We start from the raw sequence: 16,450 nt of genomic DNA, 5'->3' as shown, positions 1-16,450 counted from the left end.
ATCGCTGTCGAACATGACAAAGGGTGGGCGCCTGGGCACCCACCCTTTCTGTCTGTGCCGCGTCGGTTAGCTGGAGGCGTGGCGGCCGCGGCGTAGGAGAGTGGAGCGGAGGCGGGCGAGAAGGAGGTCGAACTCGTCGAGGAGGTCGGAGGCCTCAGTCGTGCCGCGGCTCAGGTACCAGCGCCAGGACGGCGGCAGCAGGCGCGCCCGCCAGCGGCGCCGGTGCGATGCCTGGGCCCACAGCGCCTTCCGGACGGCGTCGGTCTCCGGGCGCAGATCCGTCGTGACGTCCGCGTTGCCGGCGTATCGGATCGCTTCGATCCCACGGGCCAGCCGCAGTGCGGCCGGATGGGTCTCCTCGGGCAGCTTGGTGATCAGCCACTCGCCGGTCTGCCGCGGGGTGGCGACGTCCGACCAATCCAGACCGAGGTCGCGGGAGGTGTCCCGGACCTCGGACCACAGGCCCTCGGCCGCCGTCCGGCCCGGAGCACGGTGGAAGCGCCGGCGGCGCGACAGCGCCCGGAGGATCCAGGGGATCAGCAGGACGAAGACCACCAGCGCGACGATCCCGATGATGCGCCCGCCGCCGTTGGTGAACCAGTTGCCGGTGTCGCCGATCGGGACGCCCTGGTCGCCGGGCAGGTTGCGGTCCGGGTCCGGGCGGTTGAGCTCCGGGTCCTCGGTCTGGCCGGGCGTGGTCGGCGTCGCGGACGGCGTCGTCGACGGGTTGGTCGGGTCGACGACCCCCGGGATCGTGTAGCTCGGCGCGCTGCTCGCGCGGCTGGCCGGCGTCGGCTCGAACGGAACCCAGCCCGCGCCCTCGAAGTACAGCTCCGGCCAGGCGTGCATGTCGTGCATCCGGACGGTGTAGCCGTCCTTACCGGCCTGGCCGGGCAGGAAGCCGATCGCCACCCGGGACGGGATCCCCGACAGCCGCGCCATCAGCGCCATCCCGGTCGCGAACTGCTCGCAGTACCCGGTCCGGTTCTTCAGCAGGAACTCCGACAGCGCCGGCATCCCGCTGCCGCGCTGCCGCTCCAGGCTGTAGGTGAACGTGCCGTTGCTCCGGAAGAACTTCTGGATCGCCGCGGCCGCCGCATACTTGTTGCCCTGGGCATCCTTCGTGACCTGGGCGGTCAGGTCGCGGATCTCCTTGGGGACGTTCGGCACCTTGCTCGTGTACTGGTCCGGGACGCCGGTGTCGATCGCGCCGCGCAGCTGCGCCTCGGTCGGGGCCATCCGGTACCAGGTGACGTCGTACTTCTTGCCGCCGACGACCTGCCCGTTGGAGGACACGACGTCGAGTGAGCCGATGTCGAACCGCCAGTCGCGTTTCAGCGAGATCGACTTGACCGGGTAGGGGACCGGCGCGAAATTCGAGCGCAGGCTGCGGCTGACGTCGATGGTCATCTTCGCCGTGCCGACCTCGCTCAGCGCGCCGTTGAAACCGGGCGGCTGGGTCAGGTCGCCGTCGATCCGGCGGCCCTCCGGCCGCGGCGCGATCCGCCAGGTGTTGCCGTCGAACGCGTCGAGCGTGGTCAGCCGCAGGTTGGTGCCGCCGTTCGGGCCGCCCTTGTAGGTCAGGGCGACGGTGTTGGCGCCTTGTTTGAGGTTCTTACCCATGTCGAGCATCGGGTCGGTCGAGGAGATCGACGCGCCGATGCCGGTCCCGCCACTGCCGCCGCCGGCCAAACCATTGCCGATCACGCTCTCCGGCAAAGTCGGCAGCAGAGCGGGCAGCAGCGCCGCCAGCGCGACCACGGTCAGGCCGATCCGCCGCCCGGCCTGGCCGAGCGCGGACGCCTCGACCGGCTCGGCGGCGTCCAGATGCGAGACGCCGGAGATCCGGCGGCCCCAGCGGCTCAGCCGGCTGCGGCCCTCGGCCGAGAGCAGGACGATGTAGCCCAGCGCCGGCGGGATGAACAGCAGCGCGGGCAGCCCGCCGTGCACGGTCGCGGCCGGCACCGTGTACATGATCAGCAGCAACAGCCCGGCCCACGCCGCCTGCCGGAGCTGGACGGCGATCACATGGATCAGCAGACCGGTCGCCGAGATCACCGTCGTTGCGAACAGGGTCAGATGCGCGTCGGGCGGCAGGGGAGCGCTGTACTGGTTGATCGAGGTCAGCGCGTTCGCCATCTGCGCGTTGAACTCGATCGCCGTCCCGCCCACCGGGAGGATGCCGAACTTCAGCGTCTCCTTCAGGAAGAACAGCGAGAGCAGCTCGACGAGCACGGCCAGCTGGACGATCGGTACGACGAACCGCGGGGCGCGCAGGTTCTGCAGGAGGACGCCGACTCCCGTCATCAGCGCACACAGGAACGCGCTGATGAACAGGAACGGCCCCGAGAACACCGGCGTCAGCACCAGCGACCCGAGCACGGTCGCACCCCAAGCCGCAATGGAAATCCGAGCGTGTCCGGTCATGCGATTCTCCCGCTTCGTAGCCCCAGGCCGGACCAGACTGTCGCCAGCTGGTCTCCACGACGGACGCGGGCGACGCGCCAGCCGTTGCGGCGGAGCTCGTGTTCGGTGGCGTCCGTCGCCGCGGTCAGGCGGGCCGCCTTGTCGGTCGCCTCGGCGCCGACGGCCCAGCTGGCCGCGTCCAGGACGATGGCGACGCCGGTGGCCTGGCTGGTCCGCCAGCGGTTGAGCGCGGTGATGTCGTCGGACCCGCAGGCGCCGACGATCGCGATCACCAGACTCGGCTCCTGCGCGAATCGGTCCACGCTCAGGAGCGGGCCGATCTCGGCGTACTTGTGCTCTTCGACGGTCGCGCACTCGGTGAGCAGCTGCTGCGTGGTCAGCGGCTGATGGACGGCGGCCGCCGAGCGATGGGTGATCGCGGACAGCGTCGTCGGCCCGCCGAGCATCGTGGTCACGTAGCCGCGCCGAATCCGGTCCGCGCCGATCGAGGCGGTCGCGCTGACCGCCCACTCCAGGCTGGACGACGGGCCGTGGCCGTGATGCGAGATCGTCCGCGCGTCCAGGAAGATCGAGCAGCGGCTCTGCCACGGCTGCTCCTCCCGGCGGACCATCAGCTCGCCGCGGCGGGCGGTCGATCGCCAGTGCACCCGGCGCAGGTCGTCGCCGTCGCGGTACTCGCGGACGGTCGCGTCCTCCTCGCCGGCCGCGGCGATCGCTCGCGGCCGGTTCTCACCGGAGCCGGCCCGGTCCGCGCCGAGGCGGATCTCCGGCAGTTTGTGGACGCGCGGGGTGACCAGCAGGTGCTGGCTGCGCGTGAACGTCCGGCTGGTCTCGACCAGCCCGAACGGGTCGGCGACCGTCAGCATCAACGGCCCGACCTGGAACAGCCCCCGGACGTCGGACTTCACCGGGTAGGAGACCGTACGCCGCCAGTTCGGGCTGACCCGGTCGACGACGAACCGGGGCCGGTGCCCGAGGACGTACGGGATCCGGTCTTCGAGGAGTAACAGCCCGGCCGGCATCCGGCCCTGGTTGCTGAGCGCGAGCTCGACCGTCGCCGAGGAGCCGACCGGCACCTGGTTCGGGGTGAGGCTGCGCCGGACCTGCAGCCGCAGCCTGGTCCGGCCGACGACCAGCGCGGCCACGACCGGGAGTGCGACGAGCAGGATGCCGACGCGCAAGAGATCCTTCTGGCCGAGCAGCAGCGCGCACAGCGACGCGGTGATCCCGGCCGCCACGAACGCTCGCCCTCTGGTGGTCAGCCCGCGGAGTGCCTGCCGCATGGGTCAGTCCCGACGTGTGCGCGGCAGCGGCACCGAGGAGACGAGCCCGGCGACGATGTCGGCCGCGCCGCGTCCGCCCAAATGCGCTTCGGCCGCCGGCAGGACGCGGTGCGCGAGCACCGGCACCGCGAGCTCCTGGATGTCGTCCGGCAGGACGAACTCGCGGGAGTCGAGGGCCGCGGCCGCGCGGGCCGCCCGGATCAGGTGCAGGGTCGCGCGCGGGGAGGCCCCGAGCCGCAGCTCCTGTGAGCGCCGGGTCGCGCCGACCAGGCCGACGGCGTACTCCTTCACGGACTCCGAGACATGCACGGACTGGACGGTCTTCACCAGCCGGAGGATCTGCTGGCCGTCGGTGACCGGCTGCAGATTCTGCAGCGGGTCGTCGGCGGCGTGCCCGTCGAGCATCCGCAGCTCGGCGGCCGGCTCGGGGTAGCCCATCGAGACCCGGGCCATGAACCGGTCCCGCTGCGCCTCCGGCAGCGGGTAGGTGCCCTCCATCTCGATCGGGTTCTGCGTCGCGATCACCATGAACGGCGCCTCGAGCAGGTAGGTCGTGGTGTCGACGGTGACCTGCCGCTCCTCCATCGACTCCAGCAGCGCGGCCTGGGTCTTCGGCGAGGCGCGGTTGATCTCGTCGCCGACGACGATGTTCGCGAACACCGCGCCGGGTTTGAACTCGAAGTCGCGGATCTCCTGGTTGAAGACCGAGACGCCGGTGATGTCGGACGGCAGCAGGTCCGGTGTGAACTGGATCCGGCGCACGCTGCAGTCGATCGAGCGCGCGAGCGCCTTGGCCAGCATCGTCTTGCCGACGCCGGGGACGTCCTCGATCAGGAGATGGCCTTCGGCCAGCAGGACGGTGACGGCGACCTCGACCACGTCGGTCTTGCCCTCGATCACCTGCTCGATCGCCCGGCGGACGCGGCCGGCGACTTCGGACAGCTCGTCGAAGTCTCCGCCTGCTGCCAGCGGGCTGGTCGCGGTGGTGCTCACCCTGGGTCCTCCCCAATTGATTGACGGCCGACACATTCTCACCCGGAGTGAGGGTCGGACCTAGAGCAGCGGATGTTTCGTTACCTGGCGTTTCGGTGCCCTTCCAGCGTACGGGCGACCGAAATCCGGATGCGCCGTACGACGACCGAAGTGCCCGTTCGGTTCGCACCTTTCTTCTACCCGTTCCCCCACTTCCCTCCACCACCTCCTCCATTTCGCTCCACCCGGCCCCCGGCGCGGTCGTTTCGCGCTCAGCGACACGCGGGACACGCGGACCCGATTTGCGCTCAAAGGGGAGCATGTGGGGCGGAAGTTGGTTGACGGTGGGGCAAAGTGGAGTAAGGTGGAGCGCAGTGGAACCGAAGTGGTGGAAACAGCTCGCCTGAGACGGAGAGACCGCAACGGGGAGGTGGAGCGTGTTCCTCGGAACTCACTTCCCCAAGCTCGACGACAAAGGACGGCTGTTCCTGCCGGCGAAGTTCCGGGACGAACTGGCCGAAGGCCTGGTGATCACGCGTGGACAGGAGCGGTCGCTGTCCGTGTGGCCCGAGCGCGAGTTCGTGCAACTGACCGAACAGCTGAAACAGGCGCCGATCACCAACAAAGGTGCGCGGGACTACCTGCGGATGTTGTTCGCCGGAGCCTCCAACGAGGTGCCGGACAAGCAGGGCCGGGTCACCATCCCGCCGATGCTGCGCGATTACGCGGGACTGGATCGCGACTGCGTCGTCATCGGGGCGATGAACCGGGTGGAGATCTGGAACACGGAGAACTGGAACAGGTACTCCCAGGAGCAGGAGCAGGCATTCGCCGACCTGTCCGAGGAGGTACTGCCCGGGATCTTCTGATCACAACAGTGAGTCAGCGGCACGCGAGTGCACCGGCCGTCCGGTGAGATCACGGGTCCGACTTCCGACTTCGGGTGTTGACGCCACTTCCCCGGCGCCAAGGCGACGAAGTACTTCCCCGGAAGGCGTACCCGCGATCTGACCGGACGGAGTCGTCTCCGGCCGCGGTCTCACCACAAGCTGGGCGAACACCAGGGACCTGCGGGGGCAGGGTCGCTCCCGCAGCGACGAGAAGGGTCGAGCAATGGATGCGTCGGAGCGGCATGTGCCGGTGATGCTGGAGCGCGTGGTCGCGCTGCTGGCTCCCGCGCTGACCCGCCCCGGCGCTGTTTTCGTGGATGCGACCCTCGGTCTCGGCGGTCACTCGGAGGCGTTCCTGCGCGAGTTCCCCGAGCTGCGGCTGATCGGCCTCGACCGCGACCCGGCCGCGTTGCGGCTCGCGGGTGCGCGGCTGGCGCCGTACACCGACCGGATCTCGCTGGCGCACTCGGTGTACGACGAGCTGCCCCGGGTGCTCGACGAGCTCGGCGTGCCTGCGATCGACGGGATCCTGTTCGACCTCGGGGTGTCCTCGATGCAGCTGGACGAGGCCGAGCGCGGTTTCGCCTACGCGCAGGACGCGCCGCTGGACATGCGGATGGACTCGACCGGCCCGACGACGGCGGCCGACATCGTCAACACGTACAGCGCGGCCGAGCTGGCGCGGGTGCTGTTCCAGTACGGCGAGGAGAAGTTCGCCCGCCGGATCGCGGACCGGATCGTGCGCGAGCGCGAGACCGAGCCGTTCACGAACAGCGCGCGGCTGTCCGAGCTGGTCCGCAACGCGATCCCGCAGGCGGCCCGGCGGACCGGGGGACACCCGGCCAAGCGGACCTTCCAGGCGCTCCGGATCGAGGTGAACGGTGAGCTCGAGGTGCTGCGCCGCGCGCTGCCGGCGGCGCTCGCCGCGCTGGCGCTGCACGGGCGGATCGTCGTGATGAGCTACCAGTCGCTCGAGGACCGGATCACGAAGCAGACGTTCGCCGCCCAGACGAAGTCCGATGTGCCGGACGACCTGCCGGTCGTCCCGGCGGGCCACGAGCCGTACCTGCGCGTGGTCACCCGGGGAGCCGAGCGGCCGACCGAGGAGGAGGTCGCGGAGAACCCGCGGGCGGCCTCTGCTCGCGTGCGGGCGGCCGAACGGATCCGGGAGAAGGGGTTGGTGGCCTGATGAGCACTGTGTTCAGCCCGCAGAAGGCGCGGGTCACACCGGCGGCGCCGGCTCCGAAGCGTGCGGAGCCGCGGCTGCGGGTCGTCTACGGCGCGCCCTTCCGGCCGCCGCGGATGCCGTTCGTCATCTTCGTCGTGTCGCTGCTCGCGGCCGGTCTGATCGGGTTGCTGCTGCTGAACACCGAGCTGCAGCGCGGCACGTTCGGCATCACCAAGCTGAACACCCAGGCGGCGTTGCTGCGCGACCAGCAGGAGGGCCTGGAGAAGCAGGTCCGCGCGCTGGAGTCGCCGCAGCACCTGGCTGACCGGGCGCTGCGGATGGGCATGGTCCCGAACCCGAACCCGGTCTTCCTGCGGCTCGGCGACGGCCAGGTCCTCGGCGTCCCCAAGGAGGCCAAGGCGGGGACCGGCAAGGCGATGTTCGGGCCCGGTACGCCGGACGGCGTCAAACCGCCCGTCAAGCCGCCGGTGAAGCCGCCCGTCAAACCGCCGGCCAGCACGAAGCCGCCGCAGGGCGGGACGCCGGCCACCAACAAACCGGCGACCAACAAACCGGCGACCAACAAGCCGGCCACGAACACCAAGCCACCCGCCAACTCGACCACCGGGGGATGATCGGATGACGGATCGACGGGGAGACGAGCCGCCGCGCAGGCGTGGCGGCGAACCCGGCCGCAACACGCCGCCGCGTTCCGGCTCACCTCGACCGTCGTCCGCTACCGACCGCACCCGAGCCACCCCGCAGCGTCCCGAATCCACCCGCGACCGCCTCCTCCGCCAGGCCCGCGAGGCGCAGGAGGAAGCCCGCCGCTCCGCAGCAGGCGAGCGGCGAGCACGCGGTGCGGACGGCGCCGCGCCGCGGAAGCGGCCCGCCGGGAACGGCGAGGCGGGTGGGCAGCGCCGCCGGCCGGCCGGCGCAGACGCCGGTGCGCCACGGAAGCGGGCGGCGCCGCGCGCCGCGGGTGCTGAGGGACGCCGTACGGGAGAAGGCGCACCTCGCAAGACCGCCGCGAAGAAGGCGGCTGCCAAGAAGACCGCCGCGAAGAAGACTGCTTCGGGGCGTCCGGTCGCCAAGAAGGCTGCTGTCAGGAAGGCGCCGCCGCGGAAGCGGCCGCCGCAGCGGCCGCGGGCGAAGAAGCCGCCGAAGACGCTGAAGCTGGGCCGGTCGACGGTTCGGCTGCGGGTGACGTTCGGCGTGATGGCGTTCGTGCTGTCGCTGTTCGCGGGCCGGCTGGTGCTGTTGCAGGGCGTCGACCCGGACAGCTACGCGCTCGCGGCCAGCAAGGAGAACAACAAGACCTACGTCCTGCACGCCTCCCGCGGCTCGATCACCGATCGCAACGGCGTCGAGTTCTCGGTCACCGAGGACACCGTGGCGATCACCGCCGACCCGAGCCAGACCAAGCCGAACGCGGCGCGGCTGGCCGCGATCCTGGCGCCGAAGCTGACCGGTACGACGTCGGCCAAGCTGATCGCCCAGATGACTGCCAAGGGCCGCTTCGAGCGCCTCGTCCGCTACGTCCCGCCGCAGACCTGGAACGAGATCCAGGCCGAGATCCGGGCCGCGAACAAGGAGATCGGCAAGCAGAACGCCGGCAAGCCCAAGGAGCAGAAGGCGCCGCTGCTGCTCGGCGTCTACACCGAGCCGGACCCGATCCGCAGCCACCCGAACGGCTCGATCGCCGCGACCGTGGTCGGGATCACCGGCGAGGACGGCCGGGGCCAGTCCGGTCTCGAGTACGGCCTGAACGACAAGCTCTCCGGTCAGGACGGCAAGGCGATCTACGAGGTGGACGCCAAGGGCAACAAGATCCCGAACGCGAACCACACCGTCGAGGAGCCGAAGCCGGGGCTCGGCGTCCAGCTGACCCTGGACGCCGACCTGCAGTGGTTCGCCGAGAAGCGGATCGAGGAGGCGGTCAAGAAGTACGGCGCCAGCGGCGGCACGGTGATCGTGTCCGAGGTCAAGTCCAACGAGATCCTCGCGATGGCGAACTACCCGACGTTCGATCCGAACAAGAAGAAGGACATCAAGTCGGGTGACCTGATGAACGCGGCCCTGGAGCGGACGTTCGAGCCGGGCAGCGTGCAGAAGGTCGTCACGATGGCCGCGCTCGCCGACGCCGGCCTGATCGACCTGAACACCAAACTGCGGGTGCCGGGCACGATCGACGTGCAGCGGCGCACGATCAAGGACCACTGGGCGCACGGCGAGATCAACCTGACCATCGCCGGCGTGATCGCGAAGTCCTCGAACGTCGGCACGATCATGGCTGCCCAGCAGATGCGGATCCCGCAGTTCGTGAAGTACCTGCACGACTTCGGGTTCGGCGAGCCGACCGGGCTGAACTTCCCCGGTGAGAGCAAGGGCCTGATGACCGGCGGCGACGAGTGGCCGGAGATCACCCGCTCGAACGTCGCGTTCGGCCAGGGCCTGTCGGTGAACGCCGTCCAGGAGTCGTCCGCGGTGAACGCGGTCGCCAACGGCGGTGTCTACGTACCGCCGAAGCTGGTCCGCAACTACGTCGAGGCCAACGGCACGGTGATCCCGCACGAGACCGCTCCGCCGCGCCGTGTGGTCAGCGAGAAGGCGGCGAAGGAGGTCGCCACCATGATGGAGGCGGTGACCGCCGAGAAGGGCACCGCGCCGCAGGCCGCGATCGACGGCTACCTGGTCGCGGGCAAGACCGGTACGGCCCAGCAGGTCGACCCGAAGACCAAGAAGTACGGCAAGTGGGCGACTTCTTTTGCCGGATTTGCTCCTGCCGACAACCCGCGCTTCGTTGTGTACGTCGTACTGCACGACCCGACAGGTGCTCGGGGTGGCGGCTTCCAAGGAGGACCGGTGTTCCGCGACGTGATGAGCTACGCGCTCCAGAAATATGCTGTCCCACCGACTGGGGCGAAGCAGAACAACGTCCCCATCACCTGGTGACGCAGGGTCAGGTAGGTGTCGCAGGGCCCGGAGCGGTAGCCTCTGGGCCCGTGTCCACCCCTACCGCCGCAGGCGGTGCCGTAGCAGCGATCAGACCCCGGCACGTGGTGCCGGTAGCCCTCTCCGACCTGGCCTTCCTGGTCGGTGCAGCAGCCCCTGAGCGACCCACCGAGGTCACCGGAGTCACGCTGGACTCCCGTTCTGTTCTTCCTGGTGACCTGTACGCCGCTCTGCCCGGCCAGATCACCCACGGCGCGGCGTTCGTCGCCAAAGCGCAGGAGGCCGGCGCAGCCGCCGTCCTGACCGACCCTGCCGGGGCGGAGCGCGCGCGGGCGACCGGTCTGCCGGTTCTGGTGGTCGAGAAGCCGCGTGACGTGCTGGGCGCGGTCGCGTCCCGCGTGTACGGCGATCCGACCACTGAGCTGCGGTTGCTCGGCCTGACCGGTACGAACGGCAAGACGACGACCAGCTTCCTGCTGGACGCCGTGCTGCGCCGGCTCGGCCCGGCCGCGCTGATCGGCACCATCCAGACCCGCGTCGGCGACGAGGTCGTGAAGAGCGTCCGGACCACTCCGGAGGCCACCGACCTGCAGGCGCTGTTCGCCGTGATGCGCGAGCACGACGTCCAGTGGTGCTCGATGGAGGTGTCCAGCCACGCGCTGGCGATGGGCCGGGTCGACGGCGCGCGGTTCGCGGTCGCCGGGTTCCTCAACCTCACCCAGGACCACCTGGACTTCCACAAGACCTTCGAGGAGTACTTCGCCGCCAAGGCGTCGCTCTTCACCCCCGAGCGCTGTGACCTGGCAGTCGTGACCATCGACGACGACTACGGCCGCCGACTGGCCGCCCAGGTCGTCGTACCGCTGGTGACCGTCTCCGTCAGCGGCCCGGCCGACTGGACCGTCGTCAACCGGCACGCATCCGAGCACGGCACCACGGTCCTCGACATCCAGGGCCCCGACGAGACGCTGACCGTGGAGATCGCCCTCCCCGGTGACTTCAACGTCTCCAACGCCCTACTGGCGACTGTGATGCTCCGCCAGGCCGGAGTGCCGGCAGAAGCGATCGCAGCGGGCCTGCGAGACGCCACTGTCCCCGGCCGGATGGAGGCGTTCACCAGGGATGACGGCCTGACGGCGATCGTCGACTACGCGCACACGCCGGATGCGGTCGAGCTGGCGCTCAAGGCAGCCCGGACGGCCACCAAGGGCCGCCTGTTCGCAGTAGTAGGGTGCGGCGGCGACCGCGACCCAGGTAAGCGCCCCGCGATGGGCGCAGCGGCGGCCCGGACGGCGGACGTCGTCATCGTCACCGACGACAACCCCCGCAGCGAGGAGCCGGCGACGATCCGGGCGGCTGCGATCGAGGGCGCCCGGCAAGCGGTACCAGGAGTCGATCTGCACGAGATCGGTGACCGGCGGCAGGCGATCGCCGCGGCGATCGGGCTCGCCGGCCCGGGTGACACCATCGTCGTGCTGGGCAAGGGACATGAGACGGGCCAGGACGTCGGCGGTGTGATCCACCCGTTCGACGACCGGGAGACGGTGCGGGAACTGTTGGAGGCGGAGCGGTGATTCCAGTCAGGTGCGGTGAGATCGCGGAGGCGGTCCACGGCGAGTTGGCCGGGGTGGACCCCGCGGCCGTCGTCGACGGCGCGGTGGTGATCGACTCCCGCGCGGCCGGCCCGGGCGGCCTGTTCGTCGCGCTCCCCGGTGAGCGCGTCGACGGTCACGACTACGTCGGCACGGCGACCGCGGCCGGTGTCACGGTCTCGCTGACGACCCGGCCGATCGACGGTTGCCCCTGCATCGTCGTCGCCGACGCGCAGCGCGCCCTGGGCGACCTGGCCCGGCTCGTCATCAGCAGGCTGCCCGGCCTCACCGTGATCGGGCTGACCGGCTCGTCCGGCAAGACCAGCACGAAAGATCTGATCGCGCAGCTGATCCGCCCGTACGGCGAGACCGTGGCGCCGGAGGGCTCGTTCAACAACGAGCTCGGCCACCCGCTGACCGCGCTGCAGGCGACCGAGTCGACCAAGTTCCTGGTCGCGGAGATGGGCGCCCGGCACGCCGGCGACATCGTCTATCTGTCCGGCATCACACCGCCGCAGGTCGGCCTGGTGCTGAACGTCGGGACGTCGCATATCGGCGAGTTCGGCTCCCAGGACAACATCGCGCAGGCGAAGGGCGAGCTGATCGAGGCCGTGCGTCCCGGCGGCACCGCCGTCCTGAACGCCGACGACCCCCGGGTCGCCGCGATGGCGAGCCGGACCGAGCAGCGCGTGCTGACCTTCGGCGAGGCCGAGGCCGCCGACGTCCGCGCCACCGACCTGACCCTGGACGGCGAGGGCCGCCCGAGCTTCACACTGCGGATCGGCGACTTCGCCGGCGCCGTCCAGCTGAACTACGTCGGCGAGCACTACGTCTCCAACGCCCTCGGCGCGGCCGCCATCGGCTACGCCCTCGGCCTCACCCCGGAGCAGCTCGCGACCGGCCTGACCGCGGCCACGCCGGTCTCGGCCGCCCGGATGGAGGTCGTCGAGCGCGCGGACGGCGTCACGATCATCAACGACGCCTTCAACGCCAACCCGGACTCCACCCGCGCCGCGCTGAAGGCGCTGGTCGCGATCGGCCGCTCCCGCGGCGCGCGGACCTGGGCCGTGCTCGGCGAGATGCTCGAGCTCGGCGAGACCTCGGCCGAGCAGCACGACGGCATCGGCCGCCTGGTCGTCCGGCTGGACGTGAACCGGCTGCTGGTGATCGGCCCGGGCGCCAAACCGATCCACCTCGGCGCGTCGCTGGAGGGCTCCTGGGGTGACGAGTCGGCGTACGTCGACACGATCCCCGAAGGGCTCGAGTTCCTCCGCGGTGAGCTGCGCAAGGGCGACGTCGTCCTGGTCAAGTCCAGCAAGGGCTCGAAACTGCGCAGCCTGGCCGAGGCGCTGATCGAGGAGGTCGCGCAGTGATCTCGATCCTGTTCGCCGGCGCCGTCTCGATGGTGCTGACGCTGATCGGCACCCGCTGGGCGATCGCCGTCCTGGCCCGTCGCGGCTACGGCCAGGAGATCCGCACCGACGGCCCGACCACGCACCACACCAAACGCGGGACGCCGACCATGGGCGGCACCGTGTTCATCGTCGCCACCATCATCGGCTACTTCGCGGCGAAGCTGTTCACGATGACCGAGCCGAGCGCCTCGGCGATCCTGGTGCTGTTCCTGTTCGCGGGGATGGGCGCGGTCGGCTTCCTGGACGACTTCATCAAGATCTTCCGGCAGCGCAGCCTCGGCCTGCGCAGCAAGGCGAAACTGGCCGGGCAGACGCTGGTCGCGGTGATCTTCGCGGTGCTCGCGCTGCAGTTCCCGGACCAGCGCGGCCAGCGGCCGGCATCGCCTTTCATCTCGTTCATCCGCGACATCAGCTGGCTGGAGCTGCTGCCGGTCCTGGTCGTGATCTGGATCCTGCTGCTGATCGCCGGTATGTCGAACGGCGTCAACCTCGCCGACGGCCTGGACGGTCTGGCCACCGGCGCCTCGATGATGGTGTTCGGCGCCTACACGCTGATCTGCATCTGGCAGTTCAACCAGAGCTGCGCCACCACGCCCGAGGCCCGCTGTTACGAAGTCCGCGATCCCCATGACCTGGCGGTGGTCGCCGCCGCGCTGACCGGCGCGCTGTTCGGCTTCCTGTGGTGGAACGCCTCGCCGGCCAAGATCTTCATGGGCGACACCGGTTCGCTGTCGCTGGGCGGCGCGCTGGCCGGCTTCGCCGTGATGACGCGGACCGAGCTGCTCGTGCTGCTGCTCGGCGGCCTGTTCGTCATCATCACCGCGTCGGTCATCCTGCAGGTCGGCTACTTCAAGGTGACGCGCGGTAAACGGCTGTTCCGGATGGCTCCGCTGCATCACCACTTCGAGATGCTCGGCTGGGAGCAGGTCAACGTGGTGATCCGGTTCTGGATCATCCAGGGCCTGTGCGTGGTCACCGGTCTCGGCATCTTCTACGCGGAATGGGTGGCCGGATGAGCCTGACCACACGGACCGGCGACGGCTGGGCGACCACCCGCTTCGTCGTCCTCGGCTTCGGTACGGCGGGCTATGCGTGCGCCGACTCGCTGCTGCAGGCCGGCGCCGAGCACGTCGTCGTCCTGGACGACCGCGACACCGAGGCGCTCCGCGACAAGGCGCAGATCCTCGAGGTGCTCGGCGCGACCATCACGCTCGGCCCGGGCAGCACGGCGGAGCTGCCGGCGGACGTCGACGTCGTCGTGACGTCACCCGGCGTCCCGCCGAGCGCGCCGCTGCTGGCCCAGGCGGCCGCCCGCGACATCCCGATCTGGAGCGAGATCGAGCTGGCCTGGCGGCTGCGCGATCCGGCCAATGCCGCGCCCTGGCTGTGTGTCACCGGCACCAACGGCAAGACGACGACCGTGCAGATGCTGACCGCGATCCTGACCGCGGCCGGGCACCGGGCCGTTGCCGCGGGCAACGTCGGCCTCCCGCTGCTGGAAGCCGTCATGGACCCCGAGCCGTACGACGTGATCGCGGTCGAGCTGTCCAGCTACCAGCTGCACTACACGCACTCGATGTCGGCGTACGCCGCCGCCGTCCTCAACCTCGCGCCGGATCACCTCGACTGGCACGGCTCGATGGACGCCTACGCGGCCGACAAGGGCAAGATCTTCACGAACTGCCAGGTCGCCTGCGTCTACAACGTCGCCGACCAGGTCACCGAACACCTGGTCGAAGAGGCCGACGTGATCGAGGGCTGCCGCGCGATCGGCTTCACGCTGGGGACGCCGGGCCTGTCGATGATCGGCCTGGTCGAGGACCTGATCGTCGACCGCGCGTTCGTCGAGCAGCGCCAGACCTCCGCGCTGGAGCTGGCCAAGCTGGACGACGTCCAGCCGCCGGCCCCGCACAACGTGGCGAACGCGCTGGCCGCGGCCGCGCTGGCCCGGGCGTTCGGCGTCCCGGCGACCGCCGTCCGCGACGGCCTGCAGGGCTTCCGCCCGGACAAGCACCGGATCGCGCACGTCGCCGAGGTTGCCGGGGTCAACTATGTCGACGACTCCAAGGCCACCAACCCGCATGCGGCGCAGGCCTCGCTGCTCGCCTACGAGCACGTCGTCTGGATCGCCGGCGGCCAGGCCAAGGGGGCGACGTTCGACGAGCTGGTGATCGCGGCCAAGGACCGGCTGCGGGCCGTCGTCCTGCTGGGGCAAGATAAGGCCGTCATCGCCGAAGCACTTGAACGACACGCACCGGATGTCCCGAGGATCGTCGTCGAGTCAACGGACACTGGAGCCATGGAGATCGTGGTGGGGGAGTCGGCGAAGGTCGCACAGGTGGGTGACACCGTGCTGCTGGCGCCGGGCTGCGCATCCTGGGACATGTTCGCCAACTACGGAGCCCGTGGGGACGCCTTCGCCGAAGCCGTTCGCGGCCTCCGGGACTGATCCGGGGCTGATCGCATGACGTCGATCGCTGACCCACCGGACGAGCGCGAGACGCGGGCTCCGGAGCGGCCGTGGCTTGCGGCGATCCGCGAGGTGCTGGACCGGCCTCTGACGTCGTACCACATCCTGCTCGGCGCGACCGGCCTGCTGCTGGTGCTCGGGCTGCTGATGGTGCTGTCGGCGTCCAGCGTGCTGTCGCTGCGCGCGAACGGGAACAGCTACACGATCTTCGTCCGCCAGCTGATCTGGGTCGCGGTCGGTCTCCCGATGGCGTACGTCGCCTCCCGGATGACGCCGCGGCACTTCCGGATGCTGGCCTACATCGCGTTGCTCGGCTCGGTCTTCCTGCTGGTGCTGACCTACGTGCCGGGGCTCGGCAAGGGCGTCAAGGGCAACAACAACTGGCTGAACCTGGGCGGCCCGCTGCAGATCCAGCCGAGTGAGTTCGCCAAGCTCGCGCTGGTGATGTGGTGCGCCGATCTGTACGCCCGCAAGCAGAAGCTGCTCACCCAGTGGAAGCACCTGCTGGTGCCGATGATCCCGGTCTGCGGCCTGGTGATCTCGCTGGTGGTCGGCCAGCACGACCTCGGGACGGCGCTCGTCCTGATGGCGATCATGGTCGGGCTGATGTGGGTGGTCGGCGCGCCGGCCCGGCTGTTCGGCGCGACGCTGGTCGCGGTCGGCCTGTTCGCGGCGTACTTCGTCAGCACCGCGCAGCACCGGATGGACCGGCTGCTCAACTTCACCAACCCGATGGCCGACCCGAGCGACGTCGGCTGGCAGGCATACCACTCGTTCTACGCGCTCTCCACCGGCGGCTGGTGGGGCGTCGGGATCGGCAACAGCCGGCAGAAGTGGGGCAACCTGCCCGAGGCGCACACCGACTTCATCTTCTCGGTGATCGGCGAGGAGCTCGGCCTGTTCGGGTCACTCACCGTGCTCGCGCTGTTTCTCACCCTCGCCTACGCCGGGGTCCGGATCGCGACCCGGAACACCGAGCCGTTCGTCCGCTATGCGGCCGCCGGGATCACGGTCTGGATCATGGCCCAGACGCTGGTCAACCTCGGCGCCGTGATCGGATTGCTACCCATCGTGGGTATCCCGCTCCCGCTCTTGTCGTACGGTGGTTCCGCACTACTGCCGACGCTGATCGCGGTCGGCATGCTGCTGTCCTTCGCGAAGGCCGAACCCGGCGCGCAGGCCGCCCTCAAGGAGACGAGACGGCCGCGGTTCGGATGGCTGCCCGCGCGGCGGACGCCGTAACAACTCCATCCCCTGAAGTCCCCCTGAAAATGCGTG

12 protein-coding genes are annotated in these 16,450 nt (G+C 70.1%); 9 read left to right on the top strand and 3 right to left on the bottom strand.

The window, feature by feature from the left end; translation table 11 throughout:
• Nucleotides 1-66: 66 nt before the first annotated feature.
• Genes HPO96_RS01195 through HPO96_RS01185 form a run of 3 tightly spaced genes read right to left on the bottom strand, consistent with a single transcriptional unit; the run spans nt 67 to nt 4,652 of the window.
• Nucleotides 67-2,427 (bottom strand): transglutaminase TgpA family protein, encoded by a 2,361-nt coding sequence (locus HPO96_RS01195; protein WP_171670245.1) that lies wholly within the window; start codon nt 2,425-2,427, stop codon nt 67-69.
• Nucleotides 2,424-3,710: a DUF58 domain-containing protein gene (locus tag HPO96_RS01190; protein WP_171670244.1), complete on the bottom strand. Its 1,287-nt coding sequence runs from the start codon at nt 3,708-3,710 to the stop codon at nt 2,424-2,426. Before HPO96_RS01190 ends, HPO96_RS01195 begins: the two co-directional genes overlap by 4 nt.
• 3 nt (nt 3,711-3,713) lie before the next feature.
• Nucleotides 3,714-4,652 (bottom strand): AAA family ATPase, encoded by a 939-nt coding sequence (locus HPO96_RS01185; RefSeq protein WP_420371456.1) that lies wholly within the window; start codon nt 4,650-4,652, stop codon nt 3,714-3,716.
• A gap of 467 nt (nt 4,653-5,119) precedes the next feature.
• Between HPO96_RS01185 and mraZ the strand changes: the two genes are divergently transcribed.
• The 9 genes from mraZ to ftsW all read left to right on the top strand — a co-directional run bounded on the left by mraZ (nt 5,120) and on the right by ftsW (nt 16,414).
• Complete coding sequence (gene mraZ, locus HPO96_RS01180) at nt 5,120-5,551, top strand: division/cell wall cluster transcriptional repressor MraZ (protein WP_132410748.1); 432 nt, start codon at nt 5,120-5,122, stop codon at nt 5,549-5,551.
• Between the two features lie 244 nt (nt 5,552-5,795).
• The gene (rsmH, locus tag HPO96_RS01175; protein ID WP_171670240.1) at nt 5,796-6,761 is read left to right on the top strand and encodes a 16S rRNA (cytosine(1402)-N(4))-methyltransferase RsmH; all 966 of its coding nucleotides are present in this window, start codon (nt 5,796-5,798) and stop codon (nt 6,759-6,761) included.
• Nucleotides 6,761-7,375, top strand: coding sequence for a cell division protein FtsL (gene ftsL / locus HPO96_RS01170; RefSeq protein ID WP_171670239.1), 615 nt, complete (start codon nt 6,761-6,763; stop codon nt 7,373-7,375). The genes rsmH and ftsL overlap by 1 nt, the downstream gene beginning before the upstream one ends.
• Nucleotides 7,376-7,379: 4 nt before the next feature.
• A complete protein-coding gene (locus HPO96_RS01165; RefSeq protein WP_171670237.1) occupies nt 7,380-9,695 on the top strand; it encodes a peptidoglycan D,D-transpeptidase FtsI family protein in 2,316 nt (771 codons plus the stop codon).
• A gap of 50 nt (nt 9,696-9,745) precedes the next feature.
• Nucleotides 9,746-11,269 (top strand): UDP-N-acetylmuramoyl-L-alanyl-D-glutamate--2,6-diaminopimelate ligase, encoded by a 1,524-nt coding sequence (locus HPO96_RS01160; protein WP_171670235.1) that lies wholly within the window; start codon nt 9,746-9,748, stop codon nt 11,267-11,269.
• Nucleotides 11,266-12,660, top strand: coding sequence for a UDP-N-acetylmuramoyl-tripeptide--D-alanyl-D-alanine ligase (locus HPO96_RS01155; protein ID WP_171670233.1), 1,395 nt, complete (start codon nt 11,266-11,268; stop codon nt 12,658-12,660). Before HPO96_RS01160 ends, HPO96_RS01155 begins: the two co-directional genes overlap by 4 nt.
• Complete coding sequence (gene mraY / locus HPO96_RS01150) at nt 12,657-13,718, top strand: phospho-N-acetylmuramoyl-pentapeptide-transferase (protein ID WP_171670232.1); 1,062 nt, start codon at nt 12,657-12,659, stop codon at nt 13,716-13,718. Before HPO96_RS01155 ends, mraY begins: the two co-directional genes overlap by 4 nt.
• Nucleotides 13,715-15,151 carry a UDP-N-acetylmuramoyl-L-alanine--D-glutamate ligase gene (gene murD, locus HPO96_RS01145; protein WP_171670230.1) on the top strand — a complete coding sequence of 479 codons (1,437 nt, stop codon included), beginning with the start codon at nt 13,715-13,717 and terminating at the stop codon, nt 15,149-15,151. Before mraY ends, murD begins: the two co-directional genes overlap by 4 nt.
• Nucleotides 15,152-15,166: 15 nt before the next feature.
• On the top strand, nt 15,167-16,414 hold the full coding sequence (gene ftsW / locus HPO96_RS01140) for a putative lipid II flippase FtsW (RefSeq protein ID WP_171670229.1): 1,248 nt from the start codon (nt 15,167-15,169) through the stop codon (nt 16,412-16,414).
• The last annotated feature ends 36 nt before the right edge of the window (nt 16,415-16,450 follow it).

The organism is Kribbella sandramycini (assembly GCF_013131805.1).
Taxonomy (GTDB): domain Bacteria; phylum Actinomycetota; class Actinomycetes; order Propionibacteriales; family Kribbellaceae; genus Kribbella; species Kribbella sandramycini.
Note: the sequence above shows the minus strand (reverse complement) of the source record. Positions and strands in the feature narration are given on the sequence as shown.